This is a genomic window from Pseudonocardia kujensis (assembly GCF_021283305.1).
GTDB classification, from domain to species: Bacteria; Actinomycetota; Actinomycetes; order Mycobacteriales; family Pseudonocardiaceae; genus Pseudonocardia; species Pseudonocardia kujensis.
Map to the genome: position 1 here is coordinate 12,394 of NZ_JAJSOK010000067.1, position 15,205 is coordinate 27,598.

The 15,205-nt window shown below is 69.5% G+C and carries 17 protein-coding genes and 2 pseudogenes; 9 read left to right on the forward strand and 10 right to left on the reverse strand.

Annotated elements, in window-relative coordinates; translation table 11 throughout:
* Position 1: 1 nt before the first annotated feature.
* The 7 genes and pseudogenes from LWC35_RS31515 to LWC35_RS31545 all read right to left on the reverse strand — a co-directional run bounded on the left by LWC35_RS31515 (position 2) and on the right by LWC35_RS31545 (position 6,847).
* A complete protein-coding gene (locus LWC35_RS31515) occupies positions 2–1,726 on the reverse strand; it encodes an IS481 family transposase (RefSeq protein ID WP_232873945.1) in 1,725 nt (574 codons plus the stop codon).
* Positions 1,727–1,779: 53 nt separating this feature from the next.
* Positions 1,780–2,222: pseudogene (locus tag LWC35_RS41100) on the reverse strand (DUF3987 domain-containing protein).
* Between the two features lie 400 nt (positions 2,223–2,622).
* Positions 2,623–3,450 carry a hypothetical protein gene (locus tag LWC35_RS31525; protein ID WP_232873958.1) on the reverse strand — a complete coding sequence of 276 codons (828 nt, stop codon included), beginning with the start codon at positions 3,448–3,450 and terminating at the stop codon, positions 2,623–2,625.
* Positions 3,450–4,763 (reverse strand): type IV secretory system conjugative DNA transfer family protein, encoded by a 1,314-nt coding sequence (locus LWC35_RS31530; RefSeq protein ID WP_232873959.1) that lies wholly within the window; start codon positions 4,761–4,763, stop codon positions 3,450–3,452. Before LWC35_RS31530 ends, LWC35_RS31525 begins: the two co-directional genes overlap by 1 nt.
* Before the next feature lie 359 nt (positions 4,764–5,122).
* Positions 5,123–6,316 (reverse strand): hypothetical protein, encoded by a 1,194-nt coding sequence (locus tag LWC35_RS31535; protein WP_232873961.1) that lies wholly within the window; start codon positions 6,314–6,316, stop codon positions 5,123–5,125.
* On the reverse strand, positions 6,309–6,524 hold the full coding sequence (locus LWC35_RS31540) for a hypothetical protein (protein WP_232873963.1): 216 nt from the start codon (positions 6,522–6,524) through the stop codon (positions 6,309–6,311). Before LWC35_RS31540 ends, LWC35_RS31535 begins: the two co-directional genes overlap by 8 nt.
* Positions 6,521–6,847, reverse strand: a complete 327-nt coding sequence (locus tag LWC35_RS31545) for a hypothetical protein (protein WP_232873965.1) — start codon at positions 6,845–6,847, stop codon at positions 6,521–6,523. Before LWC35_RS31545 ends, LWC35_RS31540 begins: the two co-directional genes overlap by 4 nt.
* 236 nt (positions 6,848–7,083) lie before the next feature.
* Between LWC35_RS31545 and LWC35_RS31550 the strand changes: the two genes are divergently transcribed.
* The gene (locus LWC35_RS31550; RefSeq protein ID WP_232873967.1) at positions 7,084–8,307 is read left to right on the forward strand and encodes an IS110 family RNA-guided transposase; all 1,224 of its coding nucleotides are present in this window, start codon (positions 7,084–7,086) and stop codon (positions 8,305–8,307) included.
* 8 nt (positions 8,308–8,315) lie between these two features.
* On the opposite strand, the gene LWC35_RS31555 is transcribed toward LWC35_RS31550, so the two are convergent.
* A complete protein-coding gene (locus LWC35_RS31555; RefSeq protein WP_232873968.1) occupies positions 8,316–8,609 on the reverse strand; it encodes a hypothetical protein in 294 nt (97 codons plus the stop codon).
* A 277-nt stretch (positions 8,610–8,886) separates the two neighbouring features.
* Between LWC35_RS31555 and LWC35_RS31560 the strand changes: the two genes are divergently transcribed.
* The 7 genes and pseudogenes from LWC35_RS31560 (at position 8,887) to dnaB (ending at position 14,144) form a co-directional block, all read left to right on the forward strand.
* The gene (locus tag LWC35_RS31560; RefSeq protein ID WP_232873969.1) at positions 8,887–9,228 is read left to right on the forward strand and encodes a hypothetical protein; all 342 of its coding nucleotides are present in this window, start codon (positions 8,887–8,889) and stop codon (positions 9,226–9,228) included.
* Positions 9,228–9,782, forward strand: coding sequence for a DUF6879 family protein (locus tag LWC35_RS31565; protein WP_232873970.1), 555 nt, complete (start codon positions 9,228–9,230; stop codon positions 9,780–9,782). Before LWC35_RS31560 ends, LWC35_RS31565 begins: the two co-directional genes overlap by 1 nt.
* 1 nt (position 9,783) lies before the next feature.
* A pseudogene (locus LWC35_RS41105) lies at positions 9,784–9,957 on the forward strand (helix-turn-helix domain-containing protein); the annotation flags it as partial.
* Positions 9,958–10,101: 144 nt separating this feature from the next.
* Positions 10,102–10,722, forward strand: coding sequence for a DUF5753 domain-containing protein (locus LWC35_RS31570; RefSeq protein WP_232873972.1), 621 nt, complete (start codon positions 10,102–10,104; stop codon positions 10,720–10,722).
* Between the two features lie 192 nt (positions 10,723–10,914).
* A complete protein-coding gene (locus LWC35_RS31575; RefSeq protein WP_232873973.1) occupies positions 10,915–11,157 on the forward strand; it encodes a hypothetical protein in 243 nt (80 codons plus the stop codon).
* Between the two features lie 483 nt (positions 11,158–11,640).
* Positions 11,641–12,705, forward strand: a complete 1,065-nt coding sequence (locus LWC35_RS31580; protein WP_232873975.1) for a hypothetical protein — start codon at positions 11,641–11,643, stop codon at positions 12,703–12,705.
* Positions 12,702–14,144: a replicative DNA helicase gene (gene dnaB, locus LWC35_RS31585; RefSeq protein ID WP_372463136.1), complete on the forward strand. Its 1,443-nt coding sequence runs from the start codon at positions 12,702–12,704 to the stop codon at positions 14,142–14,144. The genes LWC35_RS31580 and dnaB overlap by 4 nt, the downstream gene beginning before the upstream one ends.
* 40 nt (positions 14,145–14,184) lie before the next feature.
* On the opposite strand, the gene LWC35_RS31590 is transcribed toward dnaB, so the two are convergent.
* Entirely contained in the window at positions 14,185–14,412 is a 228-nt protein-coding gene (locus LWC35_RS31590) for an FDXHR family putative zinc-binding protein (RefSeq protein WP_443690212.1), read from the reverse strand.
* Between the two features lie 185 nt (positions 14,413–14,597).
* Here LWC35_RS31590 and LWC35_RS31595 point away from each other — a divergent pair, with 185 nt between their 5' ends.
* Positions 14,598–14,942: a histone-like nucleoid-structuring protein Lsr2 gene (locus LWC35_RS31595; RefSeq protein WP_232873978.1), complete on the forward strand. Its 345-nt coding sequence runs from the start codon at positions 14,598–14,600 to the stop codon at positions 14,940–14,942.
* A gap of 100 nt (positions 14,943–15,042) precedes the next feature.
* On the opposite strand, the gene LWC35_RS41110 is transcribed toward LWC35_RS31595, so the two are convergent.
* Positions 15,043–15,189: a HepT-like ribonuclease domain-containing protein gene (locus LWC35_RS41110; protein WP_372463137.1), complete on the reverse strand. Its 147-nt coding sequence runs from the start codon at positions 15,187–15,189 to the stop codon at positions 15,043–15,045.
* Positions 15,190–15,205: the final 16 nt, after the last annotated feature.

Consider the following 15,205-nt stretch of genomic DNA (forward strand, 5'->3'; position numbering starts at 1 on the left):
TTCATGCGCGGGGCGCGGCGAGCTGGTGATCGGCGCGGAACTCCATGGGCGGGGGCGGAATGATCTCGGCGATCAGCTTGTCGTAGGCCTCCGAGACCGGCCCGGCAGGTTCCGCGTGCAGCAACGCGGAGAGCGTGACCGCATCGCCCGCATGATCGAGCACCATCTGAGCCCGGGTGGCGTCCTCCGCGCGGACGAGGACGATCAACCGACCCCAGCGCGACTCCCGTCGCCCGACCGCGACCGAAGCCCAGCCTTCAGGGCCGCCACCGTCGAGGGCACCCGTGGTCGGCGTCCTGCGCGACCGGCTGATCCAGTCCCGCAGGACCTCCTTGGCCGCTCCGCCGGCGTACGCAAGCACGCGGTGCGCGGCGTCCTCCAGCACGACGGGCAGGCCCAGCAGGGCCGCCGCCTCCGTGACGACCCGCTCAGCGCTGGCCCCCTCGACTGCGAACCCACGGAACGTCTCGGCAACGCGGTCCGCGAACCTCAGCCGGTCGTACTGTGCCGTCACAATGTGTGCGTGGACAGCCTCGGTGACCTCGACGAACCGGACTGTTCGGCAGAGCTCGACGAGCGGGAACTCCATCGCCCGCGCCGTCTGCACCCAGGCGTCGGGCAGGGACCGCAGGTGCTGCCCCAGCTCGCTCACCACCGGGTCTCGGCACTTCGAGTTTACGACGCCACGAATAACACGCGTCTCTTCGAGACGTTGTGCGACGACCGCCGCAATGGTCGCGGCCGGAGCACCGGTATACGTCCTTGACCCGGAGATGTCGATCGCCGGGCTGCAGTAGTCCTCCCACTCGCGCAGCTTGTCGTCGAAGGACTTGCTCTCGTCGATGACCACGCCCTCGAGAAGCCGGTAGAACTCCTCGGCGTCGATGCGGTGCGAGCGCTCCACCTTCCCGTTCAGCCGCGGTGTCCGTGGCTTGATGTAGACGTGCTGCAGGCCCTGGTCGAGGGCGTGCCAGTGGAACGCGGACTGGAACTCCGCGCCGTTGTCGGTCTGGATGACGTCGACCTTGAACGGCAGCCGGGACAGGACGTGGTCAAGGAAGGCGACCGCGGTCTTCTGGTCCGCACGCGGGTAGACCTTGAGCACGCGCAGCCGGGTGCAGTCGTCGATCGCGGTGAACTGGTAGAAGCGACGCCGCCGGCGCGCGGTGAGCCCGGTGGTCTCCACGAAGTGCTCCGAGCTCGACTCCGTTGCGGGCGCTGCAGCCGCGTCCTTCCCCGGCTTCGGGCCGGTCGCGGGGAGGGCTTCGATGAACTTGACGTCGATCTGGACACGGTGCCCAGGCTGAGCCTTCTCGTAGCGCTTCCAGCGCCGGTCGTGGCGTTGGTAGCGCTGGGAGGCGGGCAGCCGGTTGAGGCCGAGCCGTTTGAGGATGCGCCACACGCCGGACACGCTGATCGTGACGTCGTGGTAGCGGGCCAGATACATGACGATCTTCGCCGGGCCGAAGTGGTAGTGCCGGCGCAGGTGCACGATCTTCTCCACGACCTCGGCCTCCGTGGCGTTGGGGCTGTGGTGTGGCCGGTGCGAGCGGTCGCGCAGTCCTTCGGGGCCTTCGGCGTCAAACCGGCGCAGCCAGGTGTAGTAGCACTGGCGGCTGATGCCGTAGTACCGGCAGGTCATCGCGACGTTGCCGGTCACTTCCTCGGCGTGGCGCAGGACCGCAAGGCGACGACGCACCTGACGGTCCTGGAGGGGAGCACTCACAGACGAGTCTCCTAATGATCAAGAGACCCAGGTGTCAACCATCCCCGTCAGTTTCACAGTTCGAGGGTGCGTTCGAGGTCGAGGACGCGGTGGTTGGCCTCTTCGTTCAGGCGCAGGCGCAGCAGCTCGGGCTGGTGGGCAAGGGTGACGACGAGGCGGGCCAGGTGGCTCGTGTAGGTGCGGTCGACGAGGGCGGGCACGGCCGGAGCGCCGACGCGGCGGCGGCCGACGGTGTTCTCCGGCAGCGAGTACAGGATGCGGGCCAGGAGGCCGCGTCCGGCGAAGCCGGGCATGCGGGCAATGTCGTGAGGACCTCAGGCTGAAGCGCCAGGCCGAGGGTGAGTGCCGGTTTGGCGACGTGCTCCGTGGGGCGGCCCTTTCGGTCGACGCGCAGCAGGTCGCCGGCATGGCTCTGAGGATGACCCCGAGGGAGGGGACGCCTCCGGGGTAGCGGCCGGCCAGGGTGGAGAAGATCCCGCCCTCGGCGGACAAGCACCCGCGAGGCGGCCGCCTTGCTCGGCCAAGAGCGAGGCAGCGGCTTCTGTGGTGACGTCGTCGGCGATCAGGTGTGGCAGCGGCGGGACCACGGTCTCGCCGGCAGCGGTCGCGGCGTCTTCACGGACTTTTGATCTTGAGTAGTTGATCTTGTGGGCGCGTGGTCATCGGTGGGCCTTCCGGTGTTGTGCGCGGTCGTGATGCTCGGCGGCGACGAGCTGGGAGTCGCTCGGCTCGGGCAGCAGACGACGGGCTCTCCATGGCCCGCCGACCCCAAGCGGCCGCCTCGATCCGGTGGTGCTGCTGGTCGCCAGCTCGTCGGAGCCAGCGTCTCCAGCGCATCCGAAGCCGAGAACAGAGACGGCCCGGCACCTCAGAGGGGTGCCGGGCCTTGGCCGCTGTCAGTCCTGTGCTTCGCGTTGTCGGCGCCAGGCCAGGTCCTGCTCGACGGCTCGGTTGTAGTTGTCCTGCCAGTGTCGGGCGAGCGCGAGTTGACGCCCGGGCGGCGGGGGCATCCGCCCGTCGGGGCCCGGCGTCGGCGGTGGGGGCGCGGGACGGTGGCCTTCGGGGACCTGGTGGAAGCCCGGGCCGCAGAGGCTGCGGTCGATCACCGCGCGCAGGCGGTCGACCGCCCCGGGGCGCCAGCGTTGGTGCCACTCCCCCGCCACGCTCGGCGGGGAGGAGCGTAGGTAGGCCTGGACGTGGGCGCTGCGCAGCCAGGACAGCTCGACCAGGGCGGGACGGTGCAGCGGCCAGCAGTCGGGCAGCTCCTCGCGGGTGATCTCGTACCAGGGCACGAAGACCTCGGCGATCCACCGCCCGAGGATCGGCCACTGCTCACGCGCCTGCTCCTCGGACAGCGCCGGCCAGTCGACCGGCGAGTTGCGCTCGCGGCGCAGCTCGGTGAGGACCTCCTCCAGCTGCGCGTCCTGGCGGGCGAGCTCGGCGTTGGTGAACTCGCGCAGCGCGGCGAGGCCGGGGGCCAGGTCCTCGGAGACGGTCGCGGCGAGCTGCTGGTGCAGCTCGGTGTAGTGATCCACCCGCCCGGGCAGGCCCCGCAGACCCGCGACCGTCTCGGTCAGGTCGGCAAGACGGCCCCGCATCCGGCGTACCTCGAGCAGCGCGGCGGCCGCGGCGGCGCTCGGGGGCGGGTTGAGCGGGCCGCCGTCAGGGGCGCTGGCGGGGCCGGTGTGCTCGGGATCCGGTCCGGGCGGAGTGGAGTCGGTCATCAGGCAGCATCCTCCACTACCCCGGGCACGGCGGTGAACCGCGGTGCTGAGACGCCTTGTCCGGCGGCCGGTGCTGCGGCCGGTGTGGTGGCGTCGAAGATGCGATCGAGCGGCGTGCGGCGGCCCCGCCAGCCCGGCCGGAACCGGATGATCGCGGGCTTGCTGCCCAGCCCGAGGACATAAGCGTGCCAGCGGGGCAGCGCGTGGATGCTGTGCCCGCTGATCACCGGCCCCAGGGTGGTGGTGGTGTTCTGCGAGCGGCTGACGCGGCCGTCGCCGCCGTCGCTGCGGCCGTGACTGGTCTGGGCGATCGTGCGGGTGCCGGCAAGGAACGCGAGGTGCTCGAGGTCGGTGCGCGACACCACCCCGGGCAGCACGATCTTCGTCGGAAGATTCGCGAAGATCGTCTTGGCGCGGCTGGTGCCCCAGCGGGTCTCCAGCTGCGCGAGGTCCTGGACCACCGCCCACACCTCGATACCCCACCCACGGGAGTCCGCGGCCCAGTTGTCCAGCGGGACCGGGGTGATGTTGGCGATCTCGTCGAGGAACAGCCCCAGCGGCGGGTCGAGGTACCCCGCCGGCCGGGCGGCGGCGACCTGCTTGGCGGTGGCGAAGACCGCCTCGGTGAGCGCGGTCAGCAACGGGGCAAGCCGCTGGTCGGCATCCCCGGCGATCACGTACAGGCTGCCGTTGCAGCGCAGGAACTCCGCGATATCAAAGCTCTGCCCCGATGCCGGCCGGCAGCAGGCGGCGACGGTCGGGTTGTCCATAAACGCCACCGCCGGGCCGAGCGCGGCGAAGTACCCGGAGCGAGTGTTCGGGGCGGCCGAGAGGTTCTGCTCCAAAGTGCCCAGCCACCCCGCCGGAACGTGCGCGCCGTAGCCGGCCAGGGTGCTGACCGGGGTACGGTCGTCGGGGCGCAAGGCCCAGGCCATGACCTGGCTCATCGACTGGCCGGCCAACGCGGCACAGAGCAGATAGCAGCGCAAAATCTCAGCAGCCTTGGCCGCCCAGAAGTCGGCATTTTGGGTACCGGTGGCGCCCCCTCCCCCGCGCACCAGCGCACGAGCCCGTGCATCGGCCACGGCCGGGTCGGTGCAGCCTGCGAGCGGGTCCCAACGCAGCGTCGAGGCGACCCCGCCGAGCCCGGTCGGGTTGAACACCTGCACCGGCCCGAGCGGGCCCCGGTCGGCTGCGCTGAGGTCGGCGAGCTCGGTCTTGGTGCTGGTGACATAGGCCGGGCCGGGAAAGCGGCGGATCGGGTCGATGAGCAGCGAGCTCTTGCCCGCCCCTTGCGGGCCGACGATCAGCACGCCGCGACGGTGCGGGGTGAACACTCTCCGCCCAAACAGCAGGACGGGGCCGGAGACCAACCGGCCCAGACAGGTCCCACCCCGGGCACCGCGGCGGCTTGCCACGGTGCGGTACTCATACAGATCGAGGAACCCGTCAACACCGATGCGCCGTCGCAGCCGAGCCGTCGGGTGCCGGTGCAGCGCCCAGACGCCCGCCGCCGCGAACGCCACGGTGCCGAGCAGGGCCGCAGCGGTCCAAGGCTGAACGAGCACCCACCCCGCCAGCCCCAGCAGACCAGCAACAACGGTGTCACGGCGCGACCAGCGCCGCAGAGCCGCGGACGGCACCGTCCCCGGCGACGTGACCGTACTGGCCATCAGCCGTCCTCCCCGAGCATCGCGGCGGTACCGCCGCGACGCGACACGGGGGCAGGGCGAGTGTGCAAGCCGAGCAGCTCTAACGCGTCGTGGGCCTCCTGGGCGCGGCGCTTCTCACAGGTGAAGTGACGGGCGATCGCCGACACGCTGGGCAGCCCGGTGTCCTCCCAGTCGGACAGATCCCCCGCAGTACGGGCGGCCTGGACCTTCTTCACCAGCGTCATCACGTTGAAGGCATCCGGGGACAGTCGGGTGCCGCCGCTGTCGGCGACGTCGACATGCGCGTCGGCGAGCAGCTGAGCGAAGTAGGCGCTGGTGGTCGCCTGCAACCACACCAGGGCCACGACCAGCACCGGCGGCCCTGCGTGGGCGAGCAGCGTGGTCGCCGACCGCCACTGCCCGATGACGGGTAGGACGGGGACGGTGTTGATGGCGATCGAGCTGAACAGCAGTACGCCTTCAATGCGCGCGATCTTGCGCCGTTGCGCCCCAGCGGGGAACGCGCGCCCCCACAGCGCGGCGCGGGCCCGCAACCCCATCAGCACCAGCAGCGGAACCGCGAACAGCGTCTCGACCAGGTAGGCCAACGGGGTCCCGGAAGGTCCCACGAGGGCGTCGTGAACGCCCACCGACGTCCAGACGAGGCCGGCCACCGTCGCGACGGCGAGTGCGGCCGCGATCTGTCGCGCGGCGCGCTGCTGCGTGGCCAGCTTCGACACGGGATCGGTCAGACGCGCGCGGCGCGCCAGCGCCCGCCGCTGCCAGAGCCGGTCGGCTAGGTCGAGTCGGGCGATCTCCTGATCACCGAGGCGCTCCCGCCCGGCGAGCCGAACCGCGGCCGTGGCCGTAGCGACCTCCTGACGACGCCGCATCCCCCGGATCCGGATCGCCGCCGACCGCTCGCGCCACGCTTCCAGCGGCGAGAGGACGTCGAGCCAGGCCGGGTCGCGCTGCAGCGTCGCCTTCCCACGCAGCAGCGCCAGGCGCCTCTCCATCTCGTCCAGCTCGTCCAGCTCGGGATCGTGGCGGTCCTGCCCAGGCTGCTCGGGGCTGTCGGGGTCGACCGGCTGGACGACGACCGGGGCGAGGCTGGGTCTGTGGAGCGTCTCGCTCGCCTCGCCGATCTCCGGCCGCGACCGAGCGGCGCGCTCGGTGAGCCAGAGCTGCAGCGGACCGTTGGGCATCTCAGACATGCGTGTGCTCCTTGCGGGCGCAGGGACCGGCTGAGGCGGCGGTCGAGTCCGGGCTGCTCGGGTGGGCGAGCGCGGCGAGCCAAATCCAGCCCCGGCAGCGCGGGCAGCCGCTGGCCGCCAGGTCGGCCCACTGCGCGGGTGAGGGAGTGAACAGGTACTGGCAGTCGGTGCATCCCAGCACCGGCACGCCCGATCGGTCGGTGCTCATGCCGCGGCCGCCGCGTGCAGGCGGAAGGCGCAGCGGGCGAGACCAGCGCACTCCCGGGCCGCGCCGGCGATCCCGCGACGCCAGGAACGCGAGTAGCCGTCTGGCACAGGCAACTCCGAGTGCAGGCGCGCCGCCGCGCAGCCCGCGCAGGTTCCATGCGGGGTCTCAGCCAGGGAGGCGGGCAGGATCAGCTGCCCACACAGCGCCCGGTACACCCCGTCGGCCGTGCCGGCGACCATCTCGTCCTCGGCAACCTCGTGCACGACGGGGTCGGTCGTCGCGACGACCGGGGTGCACGCTGGCCGAGTCGCGCGGACGCTCATCACGCCGCCCTACCTTCCAGATGTGCTCCTCGTCCGGGTCGTCCTCGGCCAGGATGTGAGAGTGCGGGTGGGGCGAGGATGGTTTTCATGCCAGCTGCCCTCGATGGCTTCGGAGGCTTGGCCCCTCGCCCCACTGTCTTGTTCTGACCGCTGATTAGGCACCGCGACTCATCGCTTTGTAGGGCATGGACGGCGGAACGGGACCGCGCCGAGGAGAACGAGAGAAGGGAGTTCGGATGCCGCTGGCCGTGGGCATCGACGTGGCCAAACAACTGCACTGGATGAGCGTGGTCGACATGACCACCGGAAAGCAGCTGACCGGTCACAAAGTCGCCAACGACCCCACCGCGATCACCGCCATGATCGACGAGGTCGAGCACCTCGCTGCCGAGCACGGGCCGGTGACCTACGGCATCGACGTCCTTGGCGGGATCGCCGGGCTGCTGACCGCGATGCTGCTCGACACCGGCGCCGCCGTGGTCCACACCCCCGGCCTGCTGGTCAACCGCTCCCGACGGGCCACCCGCGGCGGAGAACGCAAGTCCGACCCCGCCGACGCCAAGGTCATCGCCAACCAGATCCGACTGCGCGCCGGCAGCGACGACCCCCGTGACCAACTCCGCCCGGTCGAGGCGCTGTCCGAACCCGATGCGGTGCTGCGGCTGCTGGTCGGGCGCCGCCGCGAGCTGGTCATCGACCAGACCCGGCGGGTCAGCAAGCTGCGTGACCTGCTCACCAGCATTCATCCCGGTCTCGAGGCCGTCGTTGACCCGACCACCAAGACCGGCATGTGGCTGCTGTGCGGGCCGATCACCCCGGCCGAGATCCGAGCTTGCGGCGAGGAAGGCCTGCGGGCCCACATGGCTCAAGCGGGCGGGTTGCGCCGCCCCCAGGTCGACCGGCTCGTCCGGGCGGCGCTGGACTCCGCGGACGTTCAGCGAGCCACCGTCGCCGGGGAGAACACCGCCGCCCGCCTGGTCCGCGAGCTCGCCGAAGACGCGCTTCGCACGCGTGAGCGGCTCATCGAACTCGACGCCGAGATCACCCAGGCCATCGACGACCACCCTGACGGGGCCCTCATCCGCAGCCTGCCCGGGATGGGGGTCGCCCTGACCGCGGAGTTCCTCGCCGAGGCAGGCGGCCTGCACCGATTCCCAACCGCCGACGCGCTCGCCTCCGCCGCGGGATTGGCGCCGGTGCTGCAACAGTCCGGGAAGATGCACTTCCTGCGCCGCTCGCACGCCGGGAACAAGGCCCTCAAACGAGTCTTCTACCAGTCCGCGTTCTGCGCGATCAAACACGACCCGCTGTCGAAGGCCTTCTACAAGCGCAAACGCGCCGAAGGGAAACGACACCACCAAGCACTGATCGCGCTGGGCCGCCGCAGGGTCAACGTCATCCACGCCATGCTGCGCACCCGAACCGAGTTCCAGCCCGACTACAGAGCACCCGCCGCTTGACAACAGCATTAGGCAGCCTCCTCCAGCACCGGGTCCGCCACGACCGGCCGGGCCGGGACGGAGGCGGAGACCGGGGACAGCGCCGCCAGCCGGGCCCGCACCCGGTGCTCACGGGCGATGAGCCTCACCGCAAGCGCGGCGAACGCCAGGATCACTGTCGCGATCCCGATGGCCGCGGCGACGCGGGGGAAGAGCTCGACGAGAGTTGTCGCGGCCGCGAGCACCCCGCCGCAGCCCATCGCTGGTCTCCAGCCGAACCGGCTGAAGGTGATCGCCCCTCGTGGACGCGAGAACATGTGCACGGGTCGTTCCTCCTGTCATCCAAGGCTGGGCGTTGCGATCCACTCCCCTGGTAGGCGTAGCCGCGCCTACCAGGGGCCCTGAGGGAGTTGCTGCGAGTGGCGCTCCCTGCGCGCAGGGCTTGGTGGGAGGGGAACCCGATCGCCCCGACCCCACCACTATGCACAGATGCCATGTGCATAGTCAACCAATCATGCACACCTCAGGTTTGACTAGCTGGGCCTGAGGTCGGACACTTCCAGTGTCCGGCGGAGGCGCCGGCTCTGGGAGGGGAAGCCCATGAGGATTGCGCGCACGCTGGCTGGAGACCTGGACTGCCCGCAGGGATTCGACTGCCCGCACATTCACGAGACGGAGGGAGGGGAGCTCGTGGTTCAGGGCTACGCCGTCACTGACACAGGAACGCTTGCTGAGCTCGGCCTCGCCTCGAATCAGATCGCCGTCAGGCTGCCAGCGTGGATGCCTCGCGAGCACCATGTCGGTATCACTCGCTTTCAGGGCGACTGGGCGATAGTCGTCGGAGCGCCAGTGACCGACTCAGAGATGCTTGAGCAGATGGGGATGGACTCTCGCCCTGATGAGGCCGTCATCTACCCCGCGAGAGAGGAGGTCCTGCTGTGATGGACCTGCGCGCTATGGGAGCTCACCTCAGCGAGCGTGCCGAACTCGGCGTGTTTCGTTGGGAGGGGCTGCGCTACTACGACGCCGCGTCTGACCAGGGAGACTTCGAGCGCTTCCTTCGCGGCGAGCACCCGGTTGGTGACCGGTCTGGGTTCATCCAGATGCTGCGCACCGCAGCCCAGGAGAACCGCCCGTGGCGGCGGCTTCGACTCATCCACGTCGACGACGAGGGCGCGATCCCCCCGTACGAGCACTACAGCTGCATTCTCTACGGCGAGAACGCTGCTGCCGGGGAGGACGTCCGGGTTCTCGAGGTCTCGGCCGACAACCGCCTTGACACCCAAGTTCCCGATTTCTGGGTCGTTCAGCGTGACCACGTTGTCGTGACCCACTACGACACCGCGGGCAAACACGTTGGCGCGGAGGTGGCGACCCCTGAGTACGGCTCGGCACTCCTCGCGCTGCGCGACGTCTCGTGGGGCCAGGCCATCCCCTTCGAGCAGTGGTGGGCCGAGCACCCCGAGCTTCATCGCACACGGGCTCAGGTCGCCTGAGTTGACCAGTGCGGGTTCCGACGACAGCGCAGCGAGCGAACTCGCTGGGCTGCTCGACCGTCTGCGGCGAGAGGCCGGGCTCTCCGGCTCCGAACTCGCCAGACGAGTCGGCTTCTCGCAAAGCAAGGTCTCGCGAATCCTTGGCGGGAGGTACCTCCCGTCGGTACCCGATGCAGGTCGCCTAGCGTGGACGCTGTTCCAGGCGCGTCCTGGAGTAGCGGCCCCCCCGGTGCGCCGCCGAATCCTTGAACTTGCGCGCGAGGCGCACGAGGACGCCCAGAATGTCGTCACTACGAGGGTGGTCCTACAGCCGTTCGCCGTGGCTAACCTGCAGCGTCGCTTCGCTCGTGCGGAGAAGCAAGCGTCTGAAGTTGCGACCTTCTCCCCTCTCATGGTGCCCGGGCTGCTGCAGACCGAGGGGTACATGCGCGCGATCTACCGAAGTGGCGGCGGCGCCCCCGGCGGGCCTGACGAAGAGGAGTGGCTGGCCATCCGCCGGGGCCGCCACGAGGTCTCGATGTCGCAGGACCGGCCGAGGAAGTATCGCCAGCTCCTGGCGGAGAGCACCCTCGCCTGGGGAGTCGCCGGCGCCGACGTCATGGCTGAGCAGTGCGAACACCTCGCCGCAGCAATCGACCGCCCAGGCTGGCGGATCGGCATCATCCCCCGCGTTCCGAAGAACCCGCACGCCCGCCCAGAGTTTCCACAGAACGCCTTCGACCTCCACGACGAGAAGTCGTTGGTACTAGGTACGTCAGGCGGCGTCGCCGTCACCCAAGATGCCTACACGGTCGAACGCCACGTCGCTCTCTTCGCGCGGCTGGAGGCGTTGGCCGTGTTTGACGAGGAAGCGAAGGCCATCCTGCGCGCGACGGCGAGGGACTACCGACTTGCGATGGCGAGCAGCCACAGAGACGACCCTCGACCAACGTCTGCATGACCTCGGCGATCCCGCCGTCGGGTGCGCCCTCGTTCGGAGGTTGACCGAGCTGGCGAGGGAGCCGAGGAGGTGAAGCCAGATGCCAGCCCTTTGCCCTCGTCGGACGCCCCCGCGCCTCGGATGGGCTAATCCAAGGCGCTGAAGGCGGCGTGTCGCGGCGGTTCGTTTCAGAAACTCCGCCATGATGCCTGCATGGCCAAACGGACAGCCGGACGCGCAGGCGGGCGCCCCTCCAAGGGCCCGCGCGACGTGATCGTGACCCGGGTGCCAACGAGCGACAGCGCTGAGCTGCGCGAGCTGGCCGAGGCACGGGACTGGTCGTTCTCCGAGACCGCAGCCGCACTGATCCGAATTGGCCTGCGCCATCGCGACGAGCTGCCCGCGGAGACCACGCCGCGCGGACAGGAGGAGCTGCCACTGCACAAGGCCTCCTAAAACAGCGAGGCGACCCCCTGCCAGGGGCCGCCTCGCTATAGACCTCGCGTCAGCTGGGGCCAGCACCCCACATGACGCCGGTGCCCCGGCGAACCGGGGCGAATTCCCCAACCTGCCAAGAAGGGGCGCTTTCGCGTGTCCAGGCTACAGCCTGGGCCGGATAAGACGCGAGCGCGACACGGGGCGATATCTGCCTGCCCGGATCAGGAACCAGCACCTGATGCCGCGTCGGGCTGGTGCCTGCCCTGCTACGAACAAGGCGCGTTCACGCTTGCATCTGGTTCCAGCACATCGACCTGTGTCCTGCACGGCGAGCTCCTCGCCGAGGGCATCCCCCCAGCCCGGCTTTTCGCCCGCACAACCGTGCAAGACGCACCCCGAGCTCCGCGTGGCGCTGCGTATCGGGCGAAGCCAGCCGGCCCGACAAGCGGCCCCGGCCGTGCAGCGCGTCCGGGCGCACGAGCCCGCGCCCGAGCGCGCGCCATGGCCCACGGCCGGGAGCGCGCCCGGCGCCGCATGGAGCAAGGCTGCTACCGGCCGCACCCGGGCTGGCGAAACTTCATCGCCGCCGGCCACCGTGTGTTGACCTCCCAAGCCGAGGCCCTCAGCTACCTCGCACGTCGCGTTGACGACGAGGAATGGCGTAGCGACAAGCGGCGCAGCTGGAGCCTGGTCCTGCGCCAGCTGGTTCGCTGCATGGACTGGGAGACCGGGCTGATCGCCGGTGTGACAGCCGAGCGGCTCGGGGAGGCCGGCGGCCGTTCCGAGCGAACAGTCTCTCGGGTACTGGCGTGGGCGCGTGACCTCGGCGTGCTCGTGGTCGTCGAGTGCGGTGCCTCCGCCGAGTTCCTGGGCACCGACGTCGGGCGTACACCGACATACGCGCTGGTCACCACCGACCCCCCGCCAGCTCGTAGCGAGATCGAGTCCCCTGTGGATGAAAGTGGCGACCTCCCCAAATCTCTCGTTGACATTAAGCCCTCGCTTCGCGGCGAACGGGCTCAACTCACCTCGACCCGCAAGTGGCCAGCCCACGCCGTCCCCGACAATCCTCAATCCAGAAACGCAGCAACCCTCACCTTGCTCTCACGTCTCGGCCTAGAAGGCCGAAAAGCCGGCAAGATCAAGATTTGGCGTGCCCGGGCTCTCCTGAAGCGGTGGTGGAACGCCGGGGCCAGCGTTGCCGGCCTGCTCTACGCCGTCGAGTTCCACCCCGACCGCCGCGACGTCTCCCGCGGGGACATCGGGCGGGGGGTCAACGACCCGATCGCGGTTCTCGGCGCGAGACTGCGTCCCTGGCAGGGCAGGCTCAACGAGCTGCCCGGTCACGTGATCGGACACCGCATGAGCGTGCCGGCGCGTCCGACCGAAACGCCGCTTCTTGCTGCGCAAACCGTGGCCGAGCCCGCCGCACGCGCCATGGCACGAGAAGCCCTGCGCCAGCACCTCGACGGGCTACGCGAGAAGCGACGTGCACAGCACCAGCTCACGCAGAGGCCCGCCATGCTGCCCGTCCCCAGCCGGGCCTACGACAGGAGCCGGCGATGACGACCAGCCCGAGCTCCACGCCACTGTGGGCGGAGTCTTCGGCTACGGATCGGACGCCTGCAAGCTCGGTCAGTCGCCGCCCGTGGGCGGATGAAGGTGGTACTTCGGGCGACCGTCAACCTCCGCAGGACCTCACGGCCGAGCAGTCCGTGTTGGGCGGGATGCTGCTGAGCAAGGACGCGATCGCGGACGTGGTGGAGGTGCTGCGGCCGGACGACTTCTACCGGCCCGCGCACCAGACGGTCTACGACTGCATCCTCGACCTCTACGGCCGCGGTGAGCCGGCCGATGCGGTCACGGTGTCGGCGGAGCTGCAGCGCCGTGGCGAGCTGATCCGGCTCGGTGGCGCGCCGTATCTGCACACGCTGATCGCGACGGTGCCCACGGCGGCGAACGCGGCGTACTACGCCGAGATCGTCGCGGAGAAGGCCACGCTGCGGCGGCTGGTCGAGGCGGGCACGCGGATCGTGCAGCTGGGCTATCACGGGGCCGAGGGCGCCGAGGTCGAGGAGGTCGTCGACCGGGCGCAGGCGGCGATCTACGAGGTCACCGAGCGGTCCACGAGCGAGGACTACGTCGCGCTCGAGGAGCTGCTGCAGCCGACCATGGACGAGATCGACGCGATCGCCTCCCGGGGCGGGGTGTCGCTGGGCGTGCCGACCGGGTTCGCCGATCTCGACGCGTGCACCAACGGGCTGCACCCGGGGCAGATGATCGTCGTCGCGGCGCGGCCGGGTCTGGGCAAGTCCACGCTCGGGCTGGACTTCGCGCGGTCGTGCTCGATCAAGCATCAGATGACCAGCGCGGTGTTCTCGCTGGAGATGAGCAAGTCCGAGATCGTGATGCGGTTGCTGTCGGCGGAGGCGCGGATCCGGCTGGCGGACATGCGTGCGGGCCGGATGAGCGACGACGACTGGACGCGGATGGCGCGGCGCATGTCGGAGATCTCCGAGGCGCCGCTGTTCATCGACGACTCGCCGAACCTGACGCTGATGGAGATCCGGGCCAAGGCGCGCCGGCTCAAGCAGCGCAACGACCTGAAGCTGATCATCCTGGACTACCTGCAGCTGATGACCTCGGGGCGCAAGGTCGAGTCCCGCCAGCAGGAGGTCTCGGAGTTCTCCCGGCAGATCAAGCTGCTGGCCAAGGAGCTCGAGGTGCCGGTGGTGGCGATCAGCCAGCTCAACCGCGGTCCCGAGCAGCGCACGGACAAGCGGCCGATGATCTCCGACCTGCGCGAGTCCGGCTCGATCGAGCAGGACGCGGACATGGTCATCCTGCTGCACCGGCCCGACGCGTTCGAACGGGACGACCCGCGCGCGGGCGAGGCGGACCTGATCCTGGCCAAGCACCGTAACGGCCCCACCAACACCATCACGGTGGCCCACCAGCTGCACTACAGCCGCTTCACCGACCTGGCCAATCCTAGACGCCGCTAGAAAACGCTCCAACTGATCCCGCCGCAGAAGGACGAAGAAGTCAGCGAGCGGTGCTGGCTTCCAGGAGGCGCAGCCAGATGCCGTTCTTGGTCTGCACGAGATCCAGCTCGCTGCCCGCAACGCAGGAGCCGGTCGCGCGGTGGGCATCGAACAGCGCCGCGTCATCGAAGGTCTGACAGCAGCAGCGGCAGTGCGCGCGGTCCATCCCCACCCACACGCTGCCGCACGCCCGACAGCGCTGCGTCGCCATCTCGGGCCTATCCCGCATGACCGGGAAAAGTACCGCACATCGCGCGCTGTGACGGACGACCCGCCGTATGTGGTACGCATCCTAAGATCAGCGCCGGTCCCTGATCGGCATCAGAAGCCCCGTCCGTGTGGTCGACTTGCCGCAAGCTTATTGTTGCCGTAGAAACGGAACCGAACCTCTTAAGAAGCCGAGTGAGGACACGAGTGGCTCGACACGTCCAGACCGCCCTGGTCGACGATATCGACGGCGGCCCCGCCGATGAAACCGTCGCGTTCAGCTGGAACGGAACATCCTACGAGATCGATCTTTCCCGCAAGAACGCCGACGCGCTGCGCGCGCTGCTTGAGCCCTACATCAAAGCTGGCCGTCACATCCGCTCCCGCGCAGCCCGCCCCGCCGGCGGTCGCTCGCGGTCGACCACCACCAGCAGCAAACAGCGGAACCAGGCGATCCGCGAATGGGCACGCGCGCAAGGCCTGCAGATCGCCGAACGCGGACGCATCCCCATCGAGATCATGCTGCGTTACGAGAATCGGCAGCAGGGCTGAGTGCTAGGTCAGCGCCCCGCCGCCGCAGCATTTTCTACGATTTCAGCTCTGGGTGAGATGGGGCAAATTGTAGAGGCATTGGTCGATACTCGATCAATCATTATTGCGTATCCTTCGGCGGAGTGGGAAGTGCCTGAAGGAGTCGCGGCAGGTCGTTGGTGACGGTAGTCCAGAGGATATGCAGGTCGATGTCGAGATAGTGGTGGATGAGCCGGTCCCGCATCCAAGCAGCCGTCAACCACGACACCGCTCCCAACTAGATG